The sequence below is a fragment of the Aquibium carbonis genome, from assembly GCF_003970795.1.
GTDB classification, from domain to species: domain Bacteria; phylum Pseudomonadota; class Alphaproteobacteria; order Rhizobiales; family Rhizobiaceae; genus Aquibium; species Aquibium carbonis.
The window spans coordinates 22,729-39,611 of the sequence record NZ_RWKW01000030.1; the positions used below are offsets into that span (position 1 = coordinate 22,729).

Sequence of the window (16,883 nt, forward strand, 5' to 3'; positions counted from 1 at the left end):
CCGCTCGGCCGCGATGCCAATCTCAGCCTAACCCATTGAAAAACAAGCTCGAGCGGGTGAAGGAAATCATTCACCGGCCGATCACTGACAACGAGCGCTACTGGATCGATGTCATTCGTCTCGCATCAGACGATCGAGATCCGCCGCCGACGCTTCGGCAGACCCAGGCGTTTCGGTGCCTCTTCTCTGCCTTACAGCCGAACTACATCGCGCCGGCCGTCATTGCCGCCATGGATCTGCTCCAGGGCGGCGGCGGCGGCGTCGACGCGATCATGCGCCTGCACCCTGGTGTCGGCGGCTGGGTCGGCGTCGACGAACTCGAGCGAGACCTGGTCCTACAAGCGCCCGGTTCGACCCACGCACCTATGGCAAGAGGTCGCTCTTGGATCTCCTCAAGGCACAGCGGCGGTTGCATCTCAGCCGCGATCCGGCGGAGCGCTGGCAGGTCCGGATCGTTTCGAGAACGCCCAGCCGAAGCGATGCATAGGAGATGTTCGCTATGGAGGCGGCGCATTGCTAGCGCTGCTGATCCCCGACGATGCAGCCATCCTCTAGCGTCAGGACGCGGTCGGCCAGGTCGAGGATGCGGGTGTCGTGGGTGACCATGACCGTCGTGGTGCCTCGGGCTTCCCCCAAGCGTTTCAGAAGGTCCACGACGTTGGCACCGCTTTCGCGATCGAGCGCCGCGGTCGGTTCGTCGGCAAGCACAACGTCGGGATTTCCGACCAGCGCGCGGGCGATCGCCACGCGCTGCTTCTGCCCGCCCGACAGGTTCGCCGGCAGATAGTCCATCCGGTCCGACAGGCCCAGAAGACCGAGCGCATGGGTTGCGGCGCGTTCGGCCGTCGCCTTGTCCACGCGCCCCTTCACCTGCAAGCCCATCAGCACGTTCTGCATGGCGGTCAGACTTTCGTGGAGATTGTGCGCCTGGAAGATGAAGCCCAGCCGGCGGCGCAGCGCCACGCCCAGCGCGGGGCGCGCGCCATGCAGTTCATGGCCGAGAAGGACGACCGAGCCGTCCTGCACCTCGCGCAGGCAGCCGAGCAGGGTCAGCAGCGTGGTCTTGCCCGACCCGGACGGCCCGACGAGCACCGTCAGGCTGCCGCGCGCGATGGACAGGGAGACGTCGAACAGCGCCTGCTTGCGCGCCTCGCCGGCGCCGAACCAATGGTTCAATTCGCTGGTTCGGAGGGGAGCATCGTCGAGCGCCATGATCAGAACAGGTCCGCCGGATCGGCGCCGGCCAGCCGACGTGTGGCGATGGCGCCCGACACCATGGAAAAGACCAGAGTCCCGACGAACACGATCACGATCATGCCGGGCGTCATCGCCAGCGGCAGGGTCGTCAGCTTGCCCATCAGGGTCAGGAGCCCGGTCGCGACCAAGGCGCCGGGAATGAAGCCGAACAGTCCGAGGATCAGTGCCTCCTCCAGCACGATGCCGAGGAAGAAGCCCTGGCCATAGCCCATCGCCTTGAACGTGGCGTATTCGCGCATGTGGTCGGCCACGTCGGTCGACAGCACCTGGTAGACGATGACGATCCCCACCAGCACGCCGATGATGACGCCGAAGCCGAAGATGACGCCCGTCGGCCGCCTTGTCTGCTGATAGGAGAGGTCATCCTTCCCGGCCTGGACGAAGCTGCGGATGCGCAGCGTCTTGTCCGAGACCAGGGCGCGCAGTTCGGTGCTGACCGTCTCGGGGTCCGCCCCGGGGCGCAACTTGAGGAGGATGTGGTCGGGCGCGGCCGACTGGCGAGCTGGAAGCAGCGCCAGGAATGTCTGGTCGGACACCATCATGTAGCCGTCGCCGCCGAAGCCGCCACCGCCCGCGAAGGTGTCGTAGAGGGTGAGCGTCTTGCCGGAGGTCTCGAACGACAGGGGCGACTGCGGGCGGATCCCCGCCGCCTCCTCGCGCGGCAGGCCACGCGACAGCCGGTCGAGCAGGCCCGCCATCTGGATCTGCAAGGGGCCGATCTTGGCGGCGATGTCCGGCGACAGGAAACCAGGCTGCGCCGGGTCGATCCCGAAGGTGGTCAGGCCGAGCGTCGTCGCGCCGCGCTGCCAGTTCACGTTGGCCAGGAACAGGCCCATGCCCGCCGTCACGTCGGGGTGGGCCATGGCCTGCAGCATCCACTGGCGAGCCACGTTGCCGCCCTCGGACAGGGCGTTGGAATCGCTGGCGGAAATCATGATGTCGGCATTGAGGAAGCTGTAGGGCCTCAGCGTGGCCGTCGCCATCGAGTTCATGATCCCCAACTGGACGAACACGAGCACGTTGGCGAAGGCCACGCCCGCCAGCGCGGCCGCGAAGCGGGTGCGGCTGTGAGTCAGTTGCAGCCAGCCGATCGGCAGCCGCCCGAACAGGATCTCCAGCAGGCGACTCATCTTGCCGTCCGGGTGTCGATGCGGGCAATGACCTCGAGGTTCGTGAACGCCGCCGCGGCGCGCGAAGACTCCGCGTCCAGCGCCACCATTACCCGCACTACGCGAGCGTCGGTGTTCGCCGCCGTGTCGTCGGCCAAAAGCCCCTGCCGACCGACCGTCAGTCCGATGGACTGGACCTTGCCCTGGAACGTCCGCCCGAGCGCGATGGAGGCCAGTTCCACCGGTTGGCCGAGGGCCACATGCGAGATCCGATCCTGCCAGATCTCTACCTCGGCCATCATCGCCGACGTATCGCCAATCTGCATGATGCCGTCGGCCGGCGGGCGGGTGCCGGGGGTCACGGCAATGTCCAGCACCGTTCCGGAGATCGGCGCCCGAACCACGGCGCGGCTCCGATCGCTCCGCACCCGGTCGAGGTCGGCGCGGGCAGCATCCAGGTTGCGGTCGGCGACCACGACGTCGGGCTGTTCCTCGAGCGCGACCGTCGTGAAACGCGCCAACGTCGCCTCGGCTTTCGCGACGACGGCCTTCGCCTGCCGCTCCGCCGCGACCGCCGCGTCCAGCGTCGATTGCGTCGCGATGGCGCGCTGGAATAGTTCCTCGGCCCGCTGGCGCTGTGTGGCGGCCTCGCCGGCGGCCGAACGCACCTGGTCGAGCGTCGCCAGGGCCTCGTCGCGGCTGCTCTGCACGGTGGCGCGGGTCTGCATCAAGGCGGCCTCACGCACCGCCAGATTGGCCTCGGCCAGATAGACAGCGCTCTCCAGGAAGTCCCGGTTGTCGAGCCAGGCGACTTCTGCACCCTTTTCGACCCGATCTCCCTCGGCCACGAGAATTTCGGCCACCCGTGCGTCACCCGCACCATAGGGCGCCGCCACGGGCGAGATGTCGCCGCGCGGCATGAGGCGGGCAAGGCCCAGCACGTCGGTCGTGCGCATGGTCTCGGCCATGTCCTTCGGCAGTTCGATCTCTGGCGGCAGGGCGATCGGGCTCCCGCTGCCGCCTCCCGGCGTCAGGCCGGTGATCGTGTAGAAGGCCCGCAGCGCCGGCGGCTGGAAATACATGCCGATCACCGCGCCCGTGAACATGAAGACCGGAATAAGGAATACAAGCAGGTAGCGCTTGCGAAACCAGCGACGGGTCGGGACGGCGCCATATTTCGGCACCTCGACCAGGAGGGGCAGTTCGGGCTCGGAGGGGCGGGTCATGCCAGATCTCTTTCGCGGGCGTTGTTCGGCCCGTGGAACGGGATGCCTATGGGATGCAGCACCGATGCGCACCGGTAGCATCCGGTCGTCTGCCCCGACATGATCCTGATCATGGACAGTGCAGACGTCTGTCACGATTTCGTCAATTGGGGCACAGCGCGGCGGCGTCGGACTTCGCCCCTCTTCTCGACGTCGACGACAATATCATCGATCAACTCGCCGCAGCCATCAGTCACGACCACGGGTGGGGCGTTCGCGGTAGGCCAACAGGCGCAAGGCATTCGCCACGACGAGGAGCGTGGAGCCTTCATGGAAGATCACCGCCACGCCGAGTTGCAGCCCGAACAGGGTTGCTGGCACCAGCACGGCGACCATCCCGAGGCTTATCCAGAGGTTCTGCCGTATGATGCGGCTGGTGCTTCGGCTAAGGCCGATGACGAAGGGAAGCCGGGCCAGGTCATCGAGTGGATGGATCGTCCGGGGGACCAGACGCTCAGGGACACCTGAAGGCAAGGTCATACCTTCCTGCTTATCGTCCCTTCCAGCTTCACCGCCGCGGCGACCGTGTTCGATATCGTGCCGTACCTGCGGACGTTCTTGTGCAGAAGGGCAAGGCGCTGATCGGTCTCGTCCGTGTCGACGACGAGTTCGTAGGTGATTGAAACCATCTTCGGCGGGCTATCCTGACGTTCCCCATGCAAGCGCACATCCACGCCCCGCAGGCTGAACTTCAGGGTCGGGGTCACGCGTTCGATGCCCTTGATCATGCAGGCCGCAACCGCCGCCAGCAGCAGTTCCGCCGGATTGAAGGCGTCCAGCCTTCCAGCCACGTCGGTGTCGAGAACAATGCGGGCCTCTTTCGTGGTGGCCTCGGAGCCATGGCTGTCGATCCTCCTGGCGCTGACGTGATACTGCGCCATCACTCCCACTCCATCTGCCGGTAGGCGGTCTGGGCGTTGCGCGCCGCCAGAGCCTCGAACTGCTCGAGATGCGCAAAGGCCGACTGATCGACCTTCGGCGCCGCCAGGATATCGCCGCCCGCCGCGCCCTGCGCCTGCCAGTAGCCATTACCGAGCCAGCGATGGTCCGGTCCGCCGGTGTTGATGGCATAGACGACCTGTTGGTCGGTAACAGCGCGGATGGCCTCGTGCTGCGCCTCGGAGCCCTTCCAGGATCCGCCTGGATCGATCAGCACAGCGCCCTTCTCCGTCTCCAGGAGGCCGAAGGTCGCGTTGTTGGCAAGGTTCGCGGCGCTGCGCTGCTCCTTCTCGCCCACGATGGCCCAGACACCGTCGGTCACCGGCTGAACGTGGAGGGTTCCGGACGCGGCAAGGCTCGAAAGGAGCGCGAAGACGGCAGCAACCAGGGCACGGTTCATGTCGATAGCCAACCTTCAAGCCTGGCGGCGTCTGGCAGGCCGCCGGCATGCACGAGCTTGCCGTCGACCGAGATACCGGGCGTCGACATGACGCCCGCGACGGCGATGGACCTCGGATCGGTAACCTTCTCGACGCTCACCACGACGCCGAGCTTCGCCGCGGCATCCTTCACCATGGCTTCGGTGGTCTCGCAGCGCTTGCAGCCGGGACCGTAGACCTTGACAATTTTCATGTCTGTGTCTCCTTCAGAGAATGGCGTTGAACAGGAAGCCGGTGGCCAGGATGCCGGCCGAAACAACCGCGACGAAGATCGCGATCAGGCGCAACGTCAGCACCTGCTTGAGAATGATCATTTCAGGCAGGCTGAGCGCGATCACCGACATCATGAAGGCGAGCGTCGTGCCGATGGCGGCCCCCTTGCCCAGCAGCGCCTCGACGATGGGAATGACGCCTGCGGCATTGGTATACATGGGAATGCCCACGACCACCGCCGCCGGCACCGACCACCAGGCTTCGCCGCCCATGATCCTCAGCATAACATCCTCGGGCACATAGCCGTGGATGGCCGCACCGATGCCGATGCCGACGAGAACCCAGATCCAGACCTTGCCGACGATCTCGCGCACCTGCTCGAGCCCGATCTTGATCCGGTCCACGAAGGTGAGGCGCTCCTCCAGAAGCCCGCCCGTCGGGCCGGCATTCAGCTCGCGCACCCAGTCCTGCAAATAGCGCTCAAGGCTCATACGCCCGAGAATCCAGCCGGCGACGGTGGCGATAGTGAAGCCGAAGGCCAGGTAGAGGGTCGCGACCTCCCAGCCCACCAGGCCATAGAGCAGCCCGAGGCCGACCGGCCCGACCATCGGTCCCGCGACCAGGAAGGAGAAGGTGACGCCGAGCGGGATGCCGGCCGACACGAAGCCGATGAACAACGGCACCGACGAGCAGGAGCAGAACGGCGTCAGCACCCCGAGCAGCGCCGCCAGCGGATAGCCCCAGATCTCTCGCTTGCCCGCCAGGATGGCGCGCGTCTTCTCCGGACTGAACCAGCTGCGCAGCACGCCGGTGACGAAGACGATCCCGGTCAGCAGCAAAAGCACCTTCGGCACGTCGTAGACGAAGAAGGCGATGGCCTCGCCCGTGTGGCTGTCACGCGCAACCGGCAAGAGAGACGTCACCCACTCGGAGAACGGGATCAGCTGGTCGTAGACGAGCCACCAGACCACGGCCGCCACGGGCACGCCCGCGAGCCACACCCAGTCCGGCGTCCCCCGCCTCTCCGGCGCGACGTTCGTTCCCATGGTCATGCGGCTTTCCTTTCAGGTCGACGTTCGGCAGCCAGGACGGCATCGACCACGGTCGCGAGTTCGCAAGCGAGATTCGGGTCGCGGCGATAGCGCACCCACTGCGCATCTCGCCTGTCGAGCACGAGACCGGCCTCGCGCAGCACCTTCATGTGCCGTGACATCCGGCTCTGGCTGGCGCCAAGACGTGCCATCAGCTCGCATACGCAATGCTCGCCTCCACACCATAAAACGGCGAGGGCAGCACGGCGCGTCGGATCGGAAAGGGCGTCCAGGATCGCTTGCATGGCGCCACGTCTATGCGTTTCAAAGCATATGCGTCTTGATCCATGTCAACGAGATCGGTTTTGGGCGCGGAACTGTCAGTGACGCGGTCAGTGTCGCGCCCTTCGCCTCAAAACGAACGACCCTGGCGTAGCAGCCAAAGGTGAACCGCACGGCGAGAGGGTCAGGCGTTTGCGACGCCGAATTGAGGTTTCATGAGCAGGCGAATACCTCCGCATGCCCGCGTTCAGGGCTCGACACATCCCTGAATCGTCACCTTGAAGCGCTCGCATCGACGGCCGTTATTCCGACTGCGACTTCGGCTCCGACTGCGACTTCGGCACCAAATCCGCAACCGTTGCGGATTTCGACAGACAAGCGAATTCTCTGCTCCGGGTAGCAGGCAGCGAACCCGTCGCCAACATCCGGCAGGATGATCATTTGGCTGCGCTGAAAGGGAGCCAGCGTGCCTGATCACATGCGCCACCTGTTCGGCGACCACGCGGGATTAACCGTCGTGACGCGGCCGACATTGGGGGCGTCTCTCCGACGGTCTTCGGCAAACTCGTGCGAGACGGAGTGGCACCGAAGCCGCGCCGTCTGCATGGCCGACAGATATGGCACAGGCATGAGGTGGAAGAGGGGTTCGATCGCTGGTTCGAACGCTCGCCGTCAAAGCGAGGTAAGCTCGCGAAGGGCAGAACGAGAACATAACCTGTGAAACTGGCTGCAAAACCGCCGCTCGGCCACGCTGCCAATCTCGGCCTAACCCATTGAAAAAAAAGCTGGAGCGGGTGAAGGGAATCGAACCCTCGTATGCAGCTTGGGAAGCTGCCGTTCTACCATTGAACTACACCCGCCAGAACTCCATTACATCGCGGTGCCGCTCGCTCGTGTCAAGAGGCTTGCGAGGCGGGCCATGGGAAAGCGCGGGCGCAGTCGCGACGGGCGTGATCATGGCGCGCGGCCGACCCGCGGGACGTGTGTCCAGCCGCTTGACGCAGCGCACAAATCCACCCACTTGTGCCGCGTTCCCGCCCTCCCCCGGAGCCCGCCCCGTGAATGCCCTGAAGAGCCTCGTCGAATCCCGTCGCTTCGAAACCGTGATCAGCCTGCTCATCATCGTCAATGCGGTGACCCTCGGCCTGGAGACCTCGCCGCCGATCGTGGCCGAATGGGGCGCGGTGCTGTCCTGGCTCGACAGGGCGATCCTCAGCATCTTCGTCGTCGAACTGGCGGTGAAGATCGTGGTCTACCGTGCGAGCTTCTTCCGTGATCCGTGGCGCATCTTCGACCTCGTCGTGGTCGGCATCGCGCTGATGCCGGCGACGGGCAGCCTGTCGGTGCTGCGCGCCCTGCGCATCCTGCGCGTGCTCAGGCTGGTGTCCATGATGCCGTCGCTGCGGCGGGTCGTGGGCGGGCTGGTCGCCGCCCTGCCCGGGATGGGCTCGATCATGCTGCTCCTGACGCTCGTTTTCTACGTCTTCTCGGTGATGGCGACCAAGCTCTTCGGCGCAGCCTTCCCCGACTGGTTCGGCACCATCGCCAAGTCAGCCTACACGCTGTTCCAGGTCATGACGCTCGAAAGCTGGTCGATGGGCATCGTACGACCGGTGATGGAGGTCTTCCCCTTTGCCTGGATGTTCTTCATCCCCTTCATCGTCTGCACCACCTTCACGGTGCTGAACCTCTTCATCGGCATCATCGTCTCGGCCATGCAGGCCGAGCACGAGGAAGAGGCGACCGCCGAGCGTCAGGCGCTGCAGGGCGAGCAGGAGATGATCCTGGCCGAGATCCGCGCCCTGCGCGAGGAGGTGAAGGCGATCGCGGCCGCACGGCAGGGCTGATCGACCTCAGCGGAAGTGCTTCGACAGCTTCAGGCCCTGTGCCTGGTAGTTGGAGCCGAGGTCGCTGCCGTAGAGGGCCGCCGGCTTCGCCAGCATGTGCTCGTAGACGAGGCGGCCCACGGTCTGGCCGTGTTCGAGGATGAAGGGCACCTCGTGGCTGCGCACCTCCAGCACCGCGCGGCTGCCGGTGCCGCCGGCGGCCGAATGGCCGAAACCGGGATCGAAGAACCCGGCATAGTGCACCCGGAACTCGCCCACCAGCGGATCGAACGGCGTCATCTCGGCCGCATAGGCCGGCGGAACGTGAACCGCCTCGCGGCTGACGAGGATATAGAATTCGTCCGGATCGAGGATCAGTTCGCGGTTGGGATGGGCGAGCAGCGGCTCCCAGAACTCGGAAACGTCCTGGGCGGCACGGCGATCGACGTCGATCAGGCCGGTGTGGTGCTTGCCGCGATAGCCGACGAGCCCGGCCGCGTCGCCCTCGAGGTCGATCGACAGCGCGATGCCGCCGCCCGTCACGCTCGGCTGGTCGGCCGCCACCAGCGTGTCGGTGCGATGCAGTTCCGCCAGCTCCGGCTCCGTCAGGATGGCGTTGCCGGTGCGGAAGCGGATCTGCGACAGGCGCGAGCCGGTGCGGGCAATGATGGGAAAGGTGCGCGGGCTGACTTCGAGATAGAGACCGCCGCGATAGCCGGCCGCGATCTTGTCGAACTCCGGGCCGTAGTCGGTCATCACCCGGGTAAAGATGTCGAGCCGCCCGGTCGAGCTCTTCGGATTGGCGGAGGCGGCGATGTCGTCGGGCAACGCCAGGCTCTCCAGCAGCGGCACGATGTAGACGCAGCCCGTCTCCAGCACCGCCCCTTCGCTGAGGTCGATCTCGTGCAGCTTCAGCCGCTCCAGCTTGTCGACGACGCGCCGGTTCGGCCCGGGCAGGAAGCTCGCGCGCACTCGGTAAGCCTTCTGCCCGAGGCGCAGGTCCAGGCTCGCCGGCTGGATCTGGTCGTCATCGAGCGGCCGCAACGCGGAAAGCGCGCCGGCTTCGAACAGCGCCGAGATCGCATGATCGGGAAGAATGCCAGTGCTGCGCAAGGTCTCGCCGTTTCTCGTTCGCCCGTCCAGGTGAAAGGGCCGTCCGACGTTTAACGACGACGCACATTGACGCAAGTGTGCCGCGGGTCTAAGGGACGCTTTATCCCGTGGTGATTTGGCCGGTCGGCTTGCAGCCACGTTAAACAAGTCGCTAAAGGGCCGAGGGGAAACCGGCTTGCGACTTCGCGGCCGGTTTTTTTGTGGGCTGAAGGCAGGACGACGATGGACGAGACGAACAGGAACTGGAAGCCGGCGACCCAGCTGGTGCATGGCGGAACGCGGCGTTCGGCCTTCGGCGAGACGTCTGAGGCGATCTACCTGACGCAGGGCTTCGTCTACGAGAGCGGCGAGGCGGCGGAAGCCCGCTTCAAGGGCGAAGAGCCCGGCTTCATCTATTCGCGCTACGCCAACCCCACCGTCGACATGTTCGAGAAGCGCATGTGCCTGCTCGAAGGCGCAGAGGAAGCGCGTGCCACGTCGTCGGGCATGGCGGCGGTGGCGGCCGCGCTGCTCTGTTCGATCAAGGCCGGCGACCACGTCGTGGCGTCGCGCGCGCTGTTCGGCTCCTGCCGCTGGATCATCGAGACGCAGATGCCGCGCTACGGCGTCGAGACGACGCTCGTCGACGGACGCGACATGGCGCAATGGGAGGCCGCGGTGCGGCCCAACACGAAGCTCTTCTTCCTGGAAAGCCCGACCAACCCGACGCTGGAGGTGGTCGACATCGCCGCCGTGGCGAAAATCGCCAACTCGATCGGCGCGCGCGTGGTGGTCGACAACGTCTTTGCCACACCGTTGCAGCAGAAGCCGCTGGAACTCGGCGCCCATGTCGTCGTCTATTCGGCCACCAAGCACATCGACGGCCAGGGTCGCTGTCTCGGCGGCATCGTCCTGTCGGACAAGAAGTGGATCGACGAGAACCTGCACGACTATTTCCGCCATACCGGCCCGAGCCTGTCGCCCTTCAACGCATGGACGCTGCTCAAGGGCCTCGAGACGCTGCCCCTGCGCGTGCGCCACCAGACGCAGGCCGCCGCCCGCATTGCCGATCACCTCGCCGGACATGCCGCCGTCGAGCGGGTCATCTATCCCGGCCGCAAGGACCATCCGCAGGCCGACGTGATCGCCCGCCAGATGACCGGCGGCTCGACGCTGATCTGCCTGGAGGTGAAGGGCGGCAAGGAAGGCGCCTTCCGGTTCCAGAACGCGCTGGAGATCGTGCTGATCTCCAACAATCTCGGCGACGCCAAGAGCCTGATCACCCACCCGGCCACCACGACGCACAAGAACCTCACCGACGCCGCGCGCGCCGAACTGGGCATCAATCCGGGCACGGTTCGCCTGTCGGTCGGACTGGAAGACGTGGACGACCTGATCGAGGATCTGGAACGCGCGCTGGCGACGGTGAAATAGGTTCCGCAACCGGCGCGCGCGCCCTCACCCGAACCGCCGCCCCGCCAGCACGATGCGCGACAGGGCGGTGTAGAAGCAGATCGCGGCGAAGAGGACGGCGAGGGCGGGAAACCAGCCCGGGAACAGGCAGGCGAGCACGAAGACGGCGATCGTCTCGGTGGCCTCGGCGAGCCCGGTGGTGAAGAAGATCGACTTTTCGCCCCGGGCCACCGTCGCAAGCCCCCGCCGTTCGGCGAGGATGGCGAAGGCGAGGAAGCTGGCGCCATTGACGTAGAAGGAAAAGATCAGCAGGGCCGCCGCCACCGCGTTCGCGGCCGGGTCGGCGATGGCGAAGCCGAGCGGAATCGCGCCATAGAAGAAGAAGTCGAGCACGATGTCGAGATAGCCGCCATAATCGGTCTTGCCCCGAATGCGCGCCACCGCGCCGTCGAGCCCGTCGCCGATGCGGCTGATCCCGATCAGCAGGAGACCGGCGAGGTAGAATTCCAGCGCGATCGCCGCGCCGGCCAGCATGCCGACCGCGAAGGCGATGACCGTTACGGCGTTGGCCGAGACCCCGGTGCGCGAGACGAGCAGCGCCAGCCGTCCGATGGCCGGATCGATCCCGCGCCGCGCCCAGCCGTCAAGCATCCGCACCTCTCCCCATTCCCGTCATGGTTCGGCAGGACTGTCGGCGATTGACGGTTCGATCCCCGTCGGCGAAACAGCAGCATGTCGGCAAGTCCGGAGCGCGGAACATGTATCGGGCCATTACACGCAACATCGAGGTCAGCGTCGAACCATTCTATCTCGACGATCGATCCGATCCGTCGGAGAGCCACTATGTATGGGCCTATCGGGTGACGATCGCCAATCACTCCGATGAGCACGTTCAGTTGATGTCGCGCTATTGGCACATCACCGACGGAACCGGGCGCGTCGAGGAGGTGCGCGGCGCCGGCGTGGTCGGCGAACAGCCCGGCCTCGATCCCGGCGACAGCTTTCAGTACACCTCGGGATGTCCGCTCGCCACGCCCTCGGGCATCATGGTCGGGCGATACACGATGCAGACCGTCGGCGGCGAGACCTTCGAAGTCGACATTCCCGCCTTCTCGCTCGATCTCCCGAACCTGCGCCGGACCGTCAACTGAGGCCTACTGCCTCTTGACGAACTCCGAAGGGTCGAAATCATACGCCGTCGAGCAGAACTCGCAGGTGACGCGGATGCGCCCGTCCTCGATGCTGTCGACGATTTCCTCCGCCGTGAAGCCCGACAGCACGGACCGGATCTTCTCGCGCGAGCAGGAGCAGTCATCGGCGACCGGCACGCCTTCATAGACCACCACGCCGTGCTCGTGGAACAGCCGGTACAGCAGCCGCTCGGTGCCGATCGTCGGGTCGAGCAGTTCGTCCGCCCCCACGGTCGACAGCAGCGACAGCACCTCCGTCCAGGCATCGTCGACCATGCTGTCGTCGATCTCGTCGCCGTCGCCGCCCGGCAGGTCGGGCATCCGCAGCCGTTCGGGCGCCTCCGGCAGGAACTGCGCCAGCACGCCGCCTGCGCGCCAGCTCTCGCTGCGGCCCTCGGGCCCGGGCAGGACCTGCCGCGCCACGGCCAGCCGCACCTCGGTCGGGATCTGTTCCGACTGGCGAAAATAGGTCCGGGCGACCTCCTCGAGCGAAATGCCGTCGAGCTGGACGATGCCCTGGTAGCGTTGCGTGTGGACGCCCTGGTCGATCGTCATTGCCAGGATGCCCTTGCCGAGCAGATCCTGCGGTTCGACACGGCCCAGCGCCTGCGCCGCGGCAAGCCGTTCCCCGTCGAACCGGGCATAGGCGCGCATCGAACCCGGCGACGTGAAGTCGGCCACCAGCATGTCCACGGGCCCATCCGACTGGGTCTGCAGAATGAACTTGCCGTCGAACTTGAGCGAACTGCCCAGCAGCGCCGTCAGCACCACGCATTCGCCGAGCAGCCGGGCGACCGGCTCCGGATAGGCATGTCGGCCGAGGATCTGGTCGAGCATCGGCCCCACCTGGACGGCGCGGCCTCGCATGTCGAGCGGGGCGACCTGAAACGGCACCACCACGTCGTCGCCGGCGAAACCGAACTCGCCGAGCTTGGTTTCGTCAGCCAAGGGAAGCTCCCGACAGGCACCAGGCGAGAACCGCCTTCTGCGCATGAAGGCGATTTTCGGCTTCGTCGAAGACGACCGACTGTGGACCGTCGATCACCTCGTCGGTGACCTCCTCGCCGCGATGCGCCGGCAGGCAATGCATGAACAGCGCATCCGGCTTGGCATGGCGCATCAGTTCGGCATTCACCTGATACGGCTGGAAGATGTTGTGGCCGCGCGCGCGATGCTCCTGGCCCATCGACACCCAGGTGTCCGTGACCACGCAATCGACGCCTTTCACCGCCTCGGTCGCATCGTCGAAGAAGCGGACGTCGGCGCCCTCGCCGCGTGCCCAGTCCACATAGCCTTCGGCGGGCTCGCTGCCCTTCGGCACCGCGACGTTGACGCCGAACTCGAACCGGGCCGCCGCCTCGATCAACGAATGCAGCACGTTGTTGCCGTCGCCCGTCCAGGCGAAGCGCTTGCCGGTGACGTCGCCGCGATGCTCCTCGTAGGTCAGGACGTCCGCCATCAGCTGGCAAGGATGGGTGTCGTCGGTCAGCCCGTTGATCACCGGCACGGTCGCGTTCTCCGCCAGTTCCATCAGGCGGTCGTGCGAGGTGGTGCGGATCATGATGATGTCGACATAACGCGACAGCACCTTGGCCGTGTCCGCGATCGTTTCGGAGCGGCCGAGCTGCATCTCGGTGCCGGTCAGCATGATCGTCTCGCCGCCGAGCTGGCGCATGCCGACGTCGAAGGAGACTCGGGTGCGGGTCGACGGCTTGTCGAAGATCATCGCCAGCACCTTCCCATCGAACGGCTTGTCGCGCTCGCCGGCCTTCAGCCGCGCCTTCCGCGCCTTGGCGTCGTCGAGGATCAGGCGCAGGTCGGAACGCGAGACGGCGGAGAGATCGGTGAAGTGCCGCGGCTTGCCACTCATCATCATGTGGTTCTCCGTCAGTGGCCCGATGCGCCGCCCGCCAGCCGCTCGGCCGCCGAACGGATCCGGACGAGACCTTCGCGGATGTCGTCGTCGGTCAGCGTGAGCGGCGGCAGCAGGCGCACGACATTGTCGCCACCCGGCACCGTCAGCAGCTTCTCCTCGCGGAAGGCCATGTTCACGCCGGCATTCGGCATCCGGCACTTGAGGCCGAGGATGAGGCCGATGCCGCGGATTTCCTCGAACACGGTCGGGAATTCGTCGACGATGGAGGCGAGGCCCTGCTTGAACAGGAGCGCCTTGCGGTTCACCTCGTCGATGAACCCGTCGTCCAGCACGACGTCGAGCACGGCGTTGCCGACCGCCATGGCGAGCGGGTTGCCGCCGAAGGTCGTGCCGTGAACGCCCGGCGTCATGCCCGTCGCAGCCTCGTCGGTCGCAAGGCAGGCGCCCATCGGGAAGCCGCCGCCGATGCCCTTGGCGATGGCCATGATGTCGGGGGCCGCACCCGACCACTCGTAGGCGAAGAACTTGCCGGTGCGCCCGACACCGCACTGCACCTCGTCGTAGATCAGGAGCAGGCCATGCTCGTCGCAAAGCTTGCGCAGCGCCTTCAGCGTTTCCGCGGGGACCGTGCGGATGCCGCCCTCGCCCTGCACGGGCTCGATCAGAATGCCGGCGGTTTCGTTGGTGATCGCCTTCTTCGCGGCGTCGACATCGGCGAACGGAACCTGGTCGAACCCTTCGACCTTGGGGCCGAAGCCTTCGAGATATTTCGGCTGGCCACCGGCCGCAATCGTCGCCAGCGTGCGCCCGTGGAAAGCACCCTCGAAGGTGACGATGCGGAATCTCTCCGGATGTCCCTTCACGAAATGATAGCGACGCGCCGTCTTGATCGCGCATTCGAGTGCCTCGGCGCCCGAATTGGTGAAGAACACCTTGTCGGCGAAGGTGTTGTCGACCAGCCTCTCGCCGAGCCTGCGCTGTTCGGGCACCTCATAGAGATTGGACGTGTGCCAGAGCTTGCCGGCCTGTTCGCGCAGCGCTTCCACCAGATGCGGATGCCCATGACCGAGCGAGTTCACAGCGATGCCGGCCGCGAAATCCAGATATCGCTCGCCGTCGGTCGTGACCAGCCACGCTCCCTCTCCGTGATCGAACGCCAGCGGCGCCCTCGCAAAGGTTTCAAAAAGCGCAGAACCGCTCATGCCAGACTGCTCCGGAACCGACCGTGTCGAACGTTCGCCCCCCGCCCTCGCGGCGGCGGGACCACCAAATCAAAAAGCCGCCTCCGGGGCGGCCTCAGGCCTTACCATATCAGTGTTTTTCGCCCTGAAGTCAACGGATGCGGGTCTGCTCGCGGGTTTTCGGGCCGACCGGACTCCTGACGTAGCGGGAGGGGCCGCAAGTTGGGGAAAACCAAAAAATACGATTCGGCACTCGGGCCCGACTCTTGTCACGGAGTCACCGGGTATTGTAGCTTGCGGCTACGAAACAACTAGATTTCGTGCGGCGGACCAAAATCACCCCGAGTATTCGAAGCGTCCTTCCTGGCGTCGTCAGGGCGGGCAAGGATTCGGATTCCCTCGGCGAGCACTACCCAGGAGCTAAAGCGCATGAACTGGACAGACGAGCGGGTCGAACTTCTCCGTAAACTTTGGGCGGAGGGTCTGAGCGCCAGCCAGATCGCCGCGCAGCTCGGCGGAGTGAGCCGCAACGCCGTCATCGGCAAGGTTCATCGCCTGAAGCTGTCGAGCCGTGGCCGCGCAGCCCCCGCGCAGGCGAGGCAGAAGAAGCCGAAGGCTGCGGCGCCGAAAGCCGCCAAGCCCTCCAGCCAGCCTGTCCGGTCCATGCCGCAGACGGTCGGCGCGACAGCCCTGAAGGTGGAGTTCGACGCCGAGCCGGCGCCCCGCCCGGTGGCGCGGGTCGACGACAGCGTCATCCTGCCGATCTCGCGGAACCTCAAGCTGGTGGAACTGACCGACCGGACCTGCAAATGGCCGAACGGCGATCCGCTCAACGAAGATTTCAACTTCTGTGGCTCCGCATCCAAGGATGGCAGCCCTTACTGCGCCTATCATGCGCGCGTGGCCTACCAGCCGGTTTCGGATCGACGCCGCGCCCGCTGACGCGGCCCGCCCTCCGGCTGTGCGCCGGGCGGACGGTCAGCCGCCGTCCAGGGTCACCTTGTGGGACTTGTCTTCCTTGGGGCGCTCGATCGGCAACTGCTCGCCGGCGATGATGTGATAGACGGTCTCGGCGATATTGGTGGCATGGTCGCCGATCCGCTCGATGTTCTTGGCGCAGAACAGCAGATGGGTACAGGCCGCGATGTTGCGCGGATCCTCCATCATGTAGGTCAGCAATTCGCGAAACAGTGACGTGTACATGGCGTCGATGTCGTCGTCGCGATCGCGCACGAGCCCGATCCGGTCGATCGAGCGTGTCGCATAGGCATCGAGCACGTCCTTCAGTTGCGTCAAGGCCAGGTTTGCCAGGGCCTCGATCCCGCGCGACAGCCGCACCGGCTGCGGCGTGTCGGCGATGGTCAGGAGCCGTTTGGCGATGTTCTTGCCAAGGTCGCCCACCCGCTCCAGATCGGACGAGATGCGGATCGCGCCGATCACGGCGCGCAGGTCGTCGGCCATCGGCTGGCGCCGCGCGATGATCACGATCGCCTTCTCGTCGATCTCGCGCTGGCCTTCGTCGAGCACGAGGTCGTCGGCGATCACCTTGCGGGCAAGCTCGAGATCATGGTGGACCAGCGCCTGCACGGCCTGTTCGACCATGCGCTCTGCATGGCCTCCCATGGCCGCGATGCGACTGGCCAGGAACTTCAGTTCCTGCTCGAAGGCGTTCATGATGTGAATGGACTGCATAGGCCTCGTCTCCACCCGAATCACGATCTTATACGGCTGGGACATGACCGGAAGACGAAAAGGCGCGAGCAACCTCC

18 protein-coding genes, 1 tRNA gene, 1 pseudogene and 1 riboswitch are annotated in these 16,883 nt (G+C 65.8%); of the genes and pseudogenes, 4 read left to right on the forward strand and 16 right to left on the reverse strand.

Translation table 11 applies throughout. The features are described 5' to 3' along the window. Window positions 1-516: 516 nt before the first annotated feature. The 10 genes and pseudogenes from EJC49_RS08135 to EJC49_RS08180 form a co-directional block, all read right to left on the reverse strand. A complete protein-coding gene (locus tag EJC49_RS08135; RefSeq protein ID WP_126699108.1) occupies window positions 517-1,212 on the reverse strand; it encodes an ATP-binding cassette domain-containing protein in 696 nt (231 codons plus the stop codon). A gap of 2 nt (window positions 1,213-1,214) precedes the next feature. Next, a complete protein-coding gene (locus tag EJC49_RS08140) occupies window positions 1,215-2,387 on the reverse strand; it encodes an FtsX-like permease family protein (protein ID WP_126699110.1) in 1,173 nt (390 codons plus the stop codon). Then, window positions 2,384-3,592, reverse strand: coding sequence for an HlyD family efflux transporter periplasmic adaptor subunit (locus EJC49_RS08145; RefSeq protein WP_170314652.1), 1,209 nt, complete (start codon window positions 3,590-3,592; stop codon window positions 2,384-2,386). The genes EJC49_RS08140 and EJC49_RS08145 overlap by 4 nt, the downstream gene beginning before the upstream one ends. A 228-nt stretch (window positions 3,593-3,820) precedes the next feature. Then, a pseudogene (locus EJC49_RS08150) lies at window positions 3,821-4,054 on the reverse strand (hypothetical protein); the annotation flags it as partial. Window positions 4,055-4,107: 53 nt separating this feature from the next. After that, window positions 4,108-4,512 (reverse strand): OsmC family protein, encoded by a 405-nt coding sequence (locus EJC49_RS08155; protein ID WP_126699114.1) that lies wholly within the window; start codon window positions 4,510-4,512, stop codon window positions 4,108-4,110. Then, entirely contained in the window at window positions 4,512-4,970 is a 459-nt protein-coding gene (locus EJC49_RS08160) for an MBL fold metallo-hydrolase (RefSeq protein WP_126699116.1), read from the reverse strand. The genes EJC49_RS08155 and EJC49_RS08160 overlap by 1 nt, the downstream gene beginning before the upstream one ends. Beyond that, window positions 4,967-5,203, reverse strand: coding sequence for a thioredoxin family protein (locus tag EJC49_RS08165; RefSeq protein WP_126699118.1), 237 nt, complete (start codon window positions 5,201-5,203; stop codon window positions 4,967-4,969). The genes EJC49_RS08160 and EJC49_RS08165 overlap by 4 nt, the downstream gene beginning before the upstream one ends. Window positions 5,204-5,216: 13 nt before the next feature. Continuing rightward, on the reverse strand, window positions 5,217-6,275 hold the full coding sequence (locus EJC49_RS08170) for a permease (protein WP_210211772.1): 1,059 nt from the start codon (window positions 6,273-6,275) through the stop codon (window positions 5,217-5,219). Next, the gene (locus EJC49_RS08175) at window positions 6,272-6,559 is read right to left on the reverse strand and encodes an ArsR/SmtB family transcription factor (protein ID WP_126699120.1); all 288 of its coding nucleotides are present in this window, start codon (window positions 6,557-6,559) and stop codon (window positions 6,272-6,274) included. The genes EJC49_RS08170 and EJC49_RS08175 overlap by 4 nt, the downstream gene beginning before the upstream one ends. A 763-nt stretch (window positions 6,560-7,322) precedes the next feature. Further along, a tRNA-Gly gene (locus EJC49_RS08180) sits at window positions 7,323-7,396 on the reverse strand. A 198-nt stretch (window positions 7,397-7,594) separates the two neighbouring features. Here EJC49_RS08180 and EJC49_RS08185 point away from each other — a divergent pair. Then, window positions 7,595-8,383, forward strand: coding sequence for an ion transporter (locus EJC49_RS08185; protein WP_126699122.1), 789 nt, complete (start codon window positions 7,595-7,597; stop codon window positions 8,381-8,383). A 6-nt stretch (window positions 8,384-8,389) separates the two neighbouring features. Here EJC49_RS08185 and EJC49_RS08190 read toward each other — a convergent pair whose 3' ends face one another. Continuing rightward, window positions 8,390-9,475 carry a 2'-deoxycytidine 5'-triphosphate deaminase gene (locus tag EJC49_RS08190; protein WP_126699124.1) on the reverse strand — a complete coding sequence of 362 codons (1,086 nt, stop codon included), beginning with the start codon at window positions 9,473-9,475 and terminating at the stop codon, window positions 8,390-8,392. Between the two features lie 97 nt (window positions 9,476-9,572). Further along, a riboswitch (SAM riboswitch) is annotated at window positions 9,573-9,650 on the forward strand. Between the two features lie 47 nt (window positions 9,651-9,697). Here EJC49_RS08190 and EJC49_RS08195 point away from each other — a divergent pair. After that, complete coding sequence (locus EJC49_RS08195; RefSeq protein WP_126699126.1) at window positions 9,698-10,888, forward strand: O-succinylhomoserine sulfhydrylase; 1,191 nt, start codon at window positions 9,698-9,700, stop codon at window positions 10,886-10,888. A gap of 24 nt (window positions 10,889-10,912) precedes the next feature. Here EJC49_RS08195 and EJC49_RS08200 read toward each other — a convergent pair whose 3' ends face one another. Next, window positions 10,913-11,518, reverse strand: coding sequence for a CDP-alcohol phosphatidyltransferase family protein (locus tag EJC49_RS08200; protein WP_126699128.1), 606 nt, complete (start codon window positions 11,516-11,518; stop codon window positions 10,913-10,915). A 107-nt stretch (window positions 11,519-11,625) separates the two neighbouring features. Between EJC49_RS08200 and apaG the strand changes: the two genes are divergently transcribed. After that, window positions 11,626-12,018 (forward strand): Co2+/Mg2+ efflux protein ApaG, encoded by a 393-nt coding sequence (apaG, locus tag EJC49_RS08205; protein ID WP_126699130.1) that lies wholly within the window; start codon window positions 11,626-11,628, stop codon window positions 12,016-12,018. Between the two features lie 3 nt (window positions 12,019-12,021). Here the strand turns inward: apaG and EJC49_RS08210 are convergent, their stop codons facing one another. From EJC49_RS08210 to EJC49_RS08220, 3 genes are read right to left on the reverse strand one after another with little or no spacing between them, the layout of a single operon-like run. Next, window positions 12,022-13,050 (reverse strand): Hsp33 family molecular chaperone, encoded by a 1,029-nt coding sequence (locus tag EJC49_RS08210; RefSeq protein ID WP_126699132.1) that lies wholly within the window; start codon window positions 13,048-13,050, stop codon window positions 12,022-12,024. Beyond that, on the reverse strand, window positions 12,998-13,927 hold the full coding sequence (gene argF / locus EJC49_RS08215) for an ornithine carbamoyltransferase (RefSeq protein WP_126699224.1): 930 nt from the start codon (window positions 13,925-13,927) through the stop codon (window positions 12,998-13,000). The genes EJC49_RS08210 and argF overlap by 53 nt, the downstream gene beginning before the upstream one ends. 17 nt (window positions 13,928-13,944) lie before the next feature. Beyond that, window positions 13,945-15,135: an aspartate aminotransferase family protein gene (locus tag EJC49_RS08220; protein WP_126699134.1), complete on the reverse strand. Its 1,191-nt coding sequence runs from the start codon at window positions 15,133-15,135 to the stop codon at window positions 13,945-13,947. Between the two features lie 408 nt (window positions 15,136-15,543). Between EJC49_RS08220 and EJC49_RS08225 the strand changes: the two genes are divergently transcribed. After that, entirely contained in the window at window positions 15,544-16,056 is a 513-nt protein-coding gene (locus EJC49_RS08225) for a GcrA family cell cycle regulator (RefSeq protein WP_126699136.1), read from the forward strand. Window positions 16,057-16,092: 36 nt separating this feature from the next. Here EJC49_RS08225 and phoU read toward each other — a convergent pair whose 3' ends face one another. Next, the gene (gene phoU / locus EJC49_RS08230) at window positions 16,093-16,806 is read right to left on the reverse strand and encodes a phosphate signaling complex protein PhoU (protein ID WP_126699138.1); all 714 of its coding nucleotides are present in this window, start codon (window positions 16,804-16,806) and stop codon (window positions 16,093-16,095) included. Window positions 16,807-16,883 lie beyond the last annotated feature (77 nt).

Bases quoted from the DNA above. Each gene is read 5' to 3' on its own strand.
- EJC49_RS08135 (WP_126699108.1), bottom strand. From the start codon at position 1,212: ATGGCGCTCGACGATGCTCCCCTCCGAACCAGCGAATTGAACCATTGG.
- EJC49_RS08140 (WP_126699110.1), bottom strand. From the start codon at position 2,387: ATGAGTCGCCTGCTGGAGATCCTGTTCGGGCGGCTGCCGATCGGCTGG.
- EJC49_RS08145 (WP_170314652.1), bottom strand. From the start codon at position 3,592: ATGACCCGCCCCTCCGAGCCCGAACTGCCCCTCCTGGTCGAGGTGCCG.
- EJC49_RS08155 (WP_126699114.1), bottom strand. From the start codon at position 4,512: ATGGCGCAGTATCACGTCAGCGCCAGGAGGATCGACAGCCATGGCTCC.
- EJC49_RS08160 (WP_126699116.1), bottom strand. From the start codon at position 4,970: ATGAACCGTGCCCTGGTTGCTGCCGTCTTCGCGCTCCTTTCGAGCCTT.
- EJC49_RS08165 (WP_126699118.1), bottom strand. From the start codon at position 5,203: ATGAAAATTGTCAAGGTCTACGGTCCCGGCTGCAAGCGCTGCGAGACC.
- EJC49_RS08170 (WP_210211772.1), bottom strand. From the start codon at position 6,275: ATGACCATGGGAACGAACGTCGCGCCGGAGAGGCGGGGGACGCCGGAC.
- EJC49_RS08175 (WP_126699120.1), bottom strand. From the start codon at position 6,559: ATGCAAGCGATCCTGGACGCCCTTTCCGATCCGACGCGCCGTGCTGCC.
- EJC49_RS08195 (WP_126699126.1), top strand. From the start codon at position 9,698: ATGGACGAGACGAACAGGAACTGGAAGCCGGCGACCCAGCTGGTGCAT.
- EJC49_RS08200 (WP_126699128.1), bottom strand. From the start codon at position 11,518: ATGCTTGACGGCTGGGCGCGGCGCGGGATCGATCCGGCCATCGGACGG.
- apaG (WP_126699130.1), top strand. From the start codon at position 11,626: ATGTATCGGGCCATTACACGCAACATCGAGGTCAGCGTCGAACCATTC.
- EJC49_RS08210 (WP_126699132.1), bottom strand. From the start codon at position 13,050: ATGCGCAGAAGGCGGTTCTCGCCTGGTGCCTGTCGGGAGCTTCCCTTG.
- argF (WP_126699224.1), bottom strand. From the start codon at position 13,927: ATGAGTGGCAAGCCGCGGCACTTCACCGATCTCTCCGCCGTCTCGCGT.
- EJC49_RS08220 (WP_126699134.1), bottom strand. From the start codon at position 15,135: ATGAGCGGTTCTGCGCTTTTTGAAACCTTTGCGAGGGCGCCGCTGGCG.
- EJC49_RS08225 (WP_126699136.1), top strand. From the start codon at position 15,544: ATGAACTGGACAGACGAGCGGGTCGAACTTCTCCGTAAACTTTGGGCG.
- phoU (WP_126699138.1), bottom strand. From the start codon at position 16,806: ATGCAGTCCATTCACATCATGAACGCCTTCGAGCAGGAACTGAAGTTC.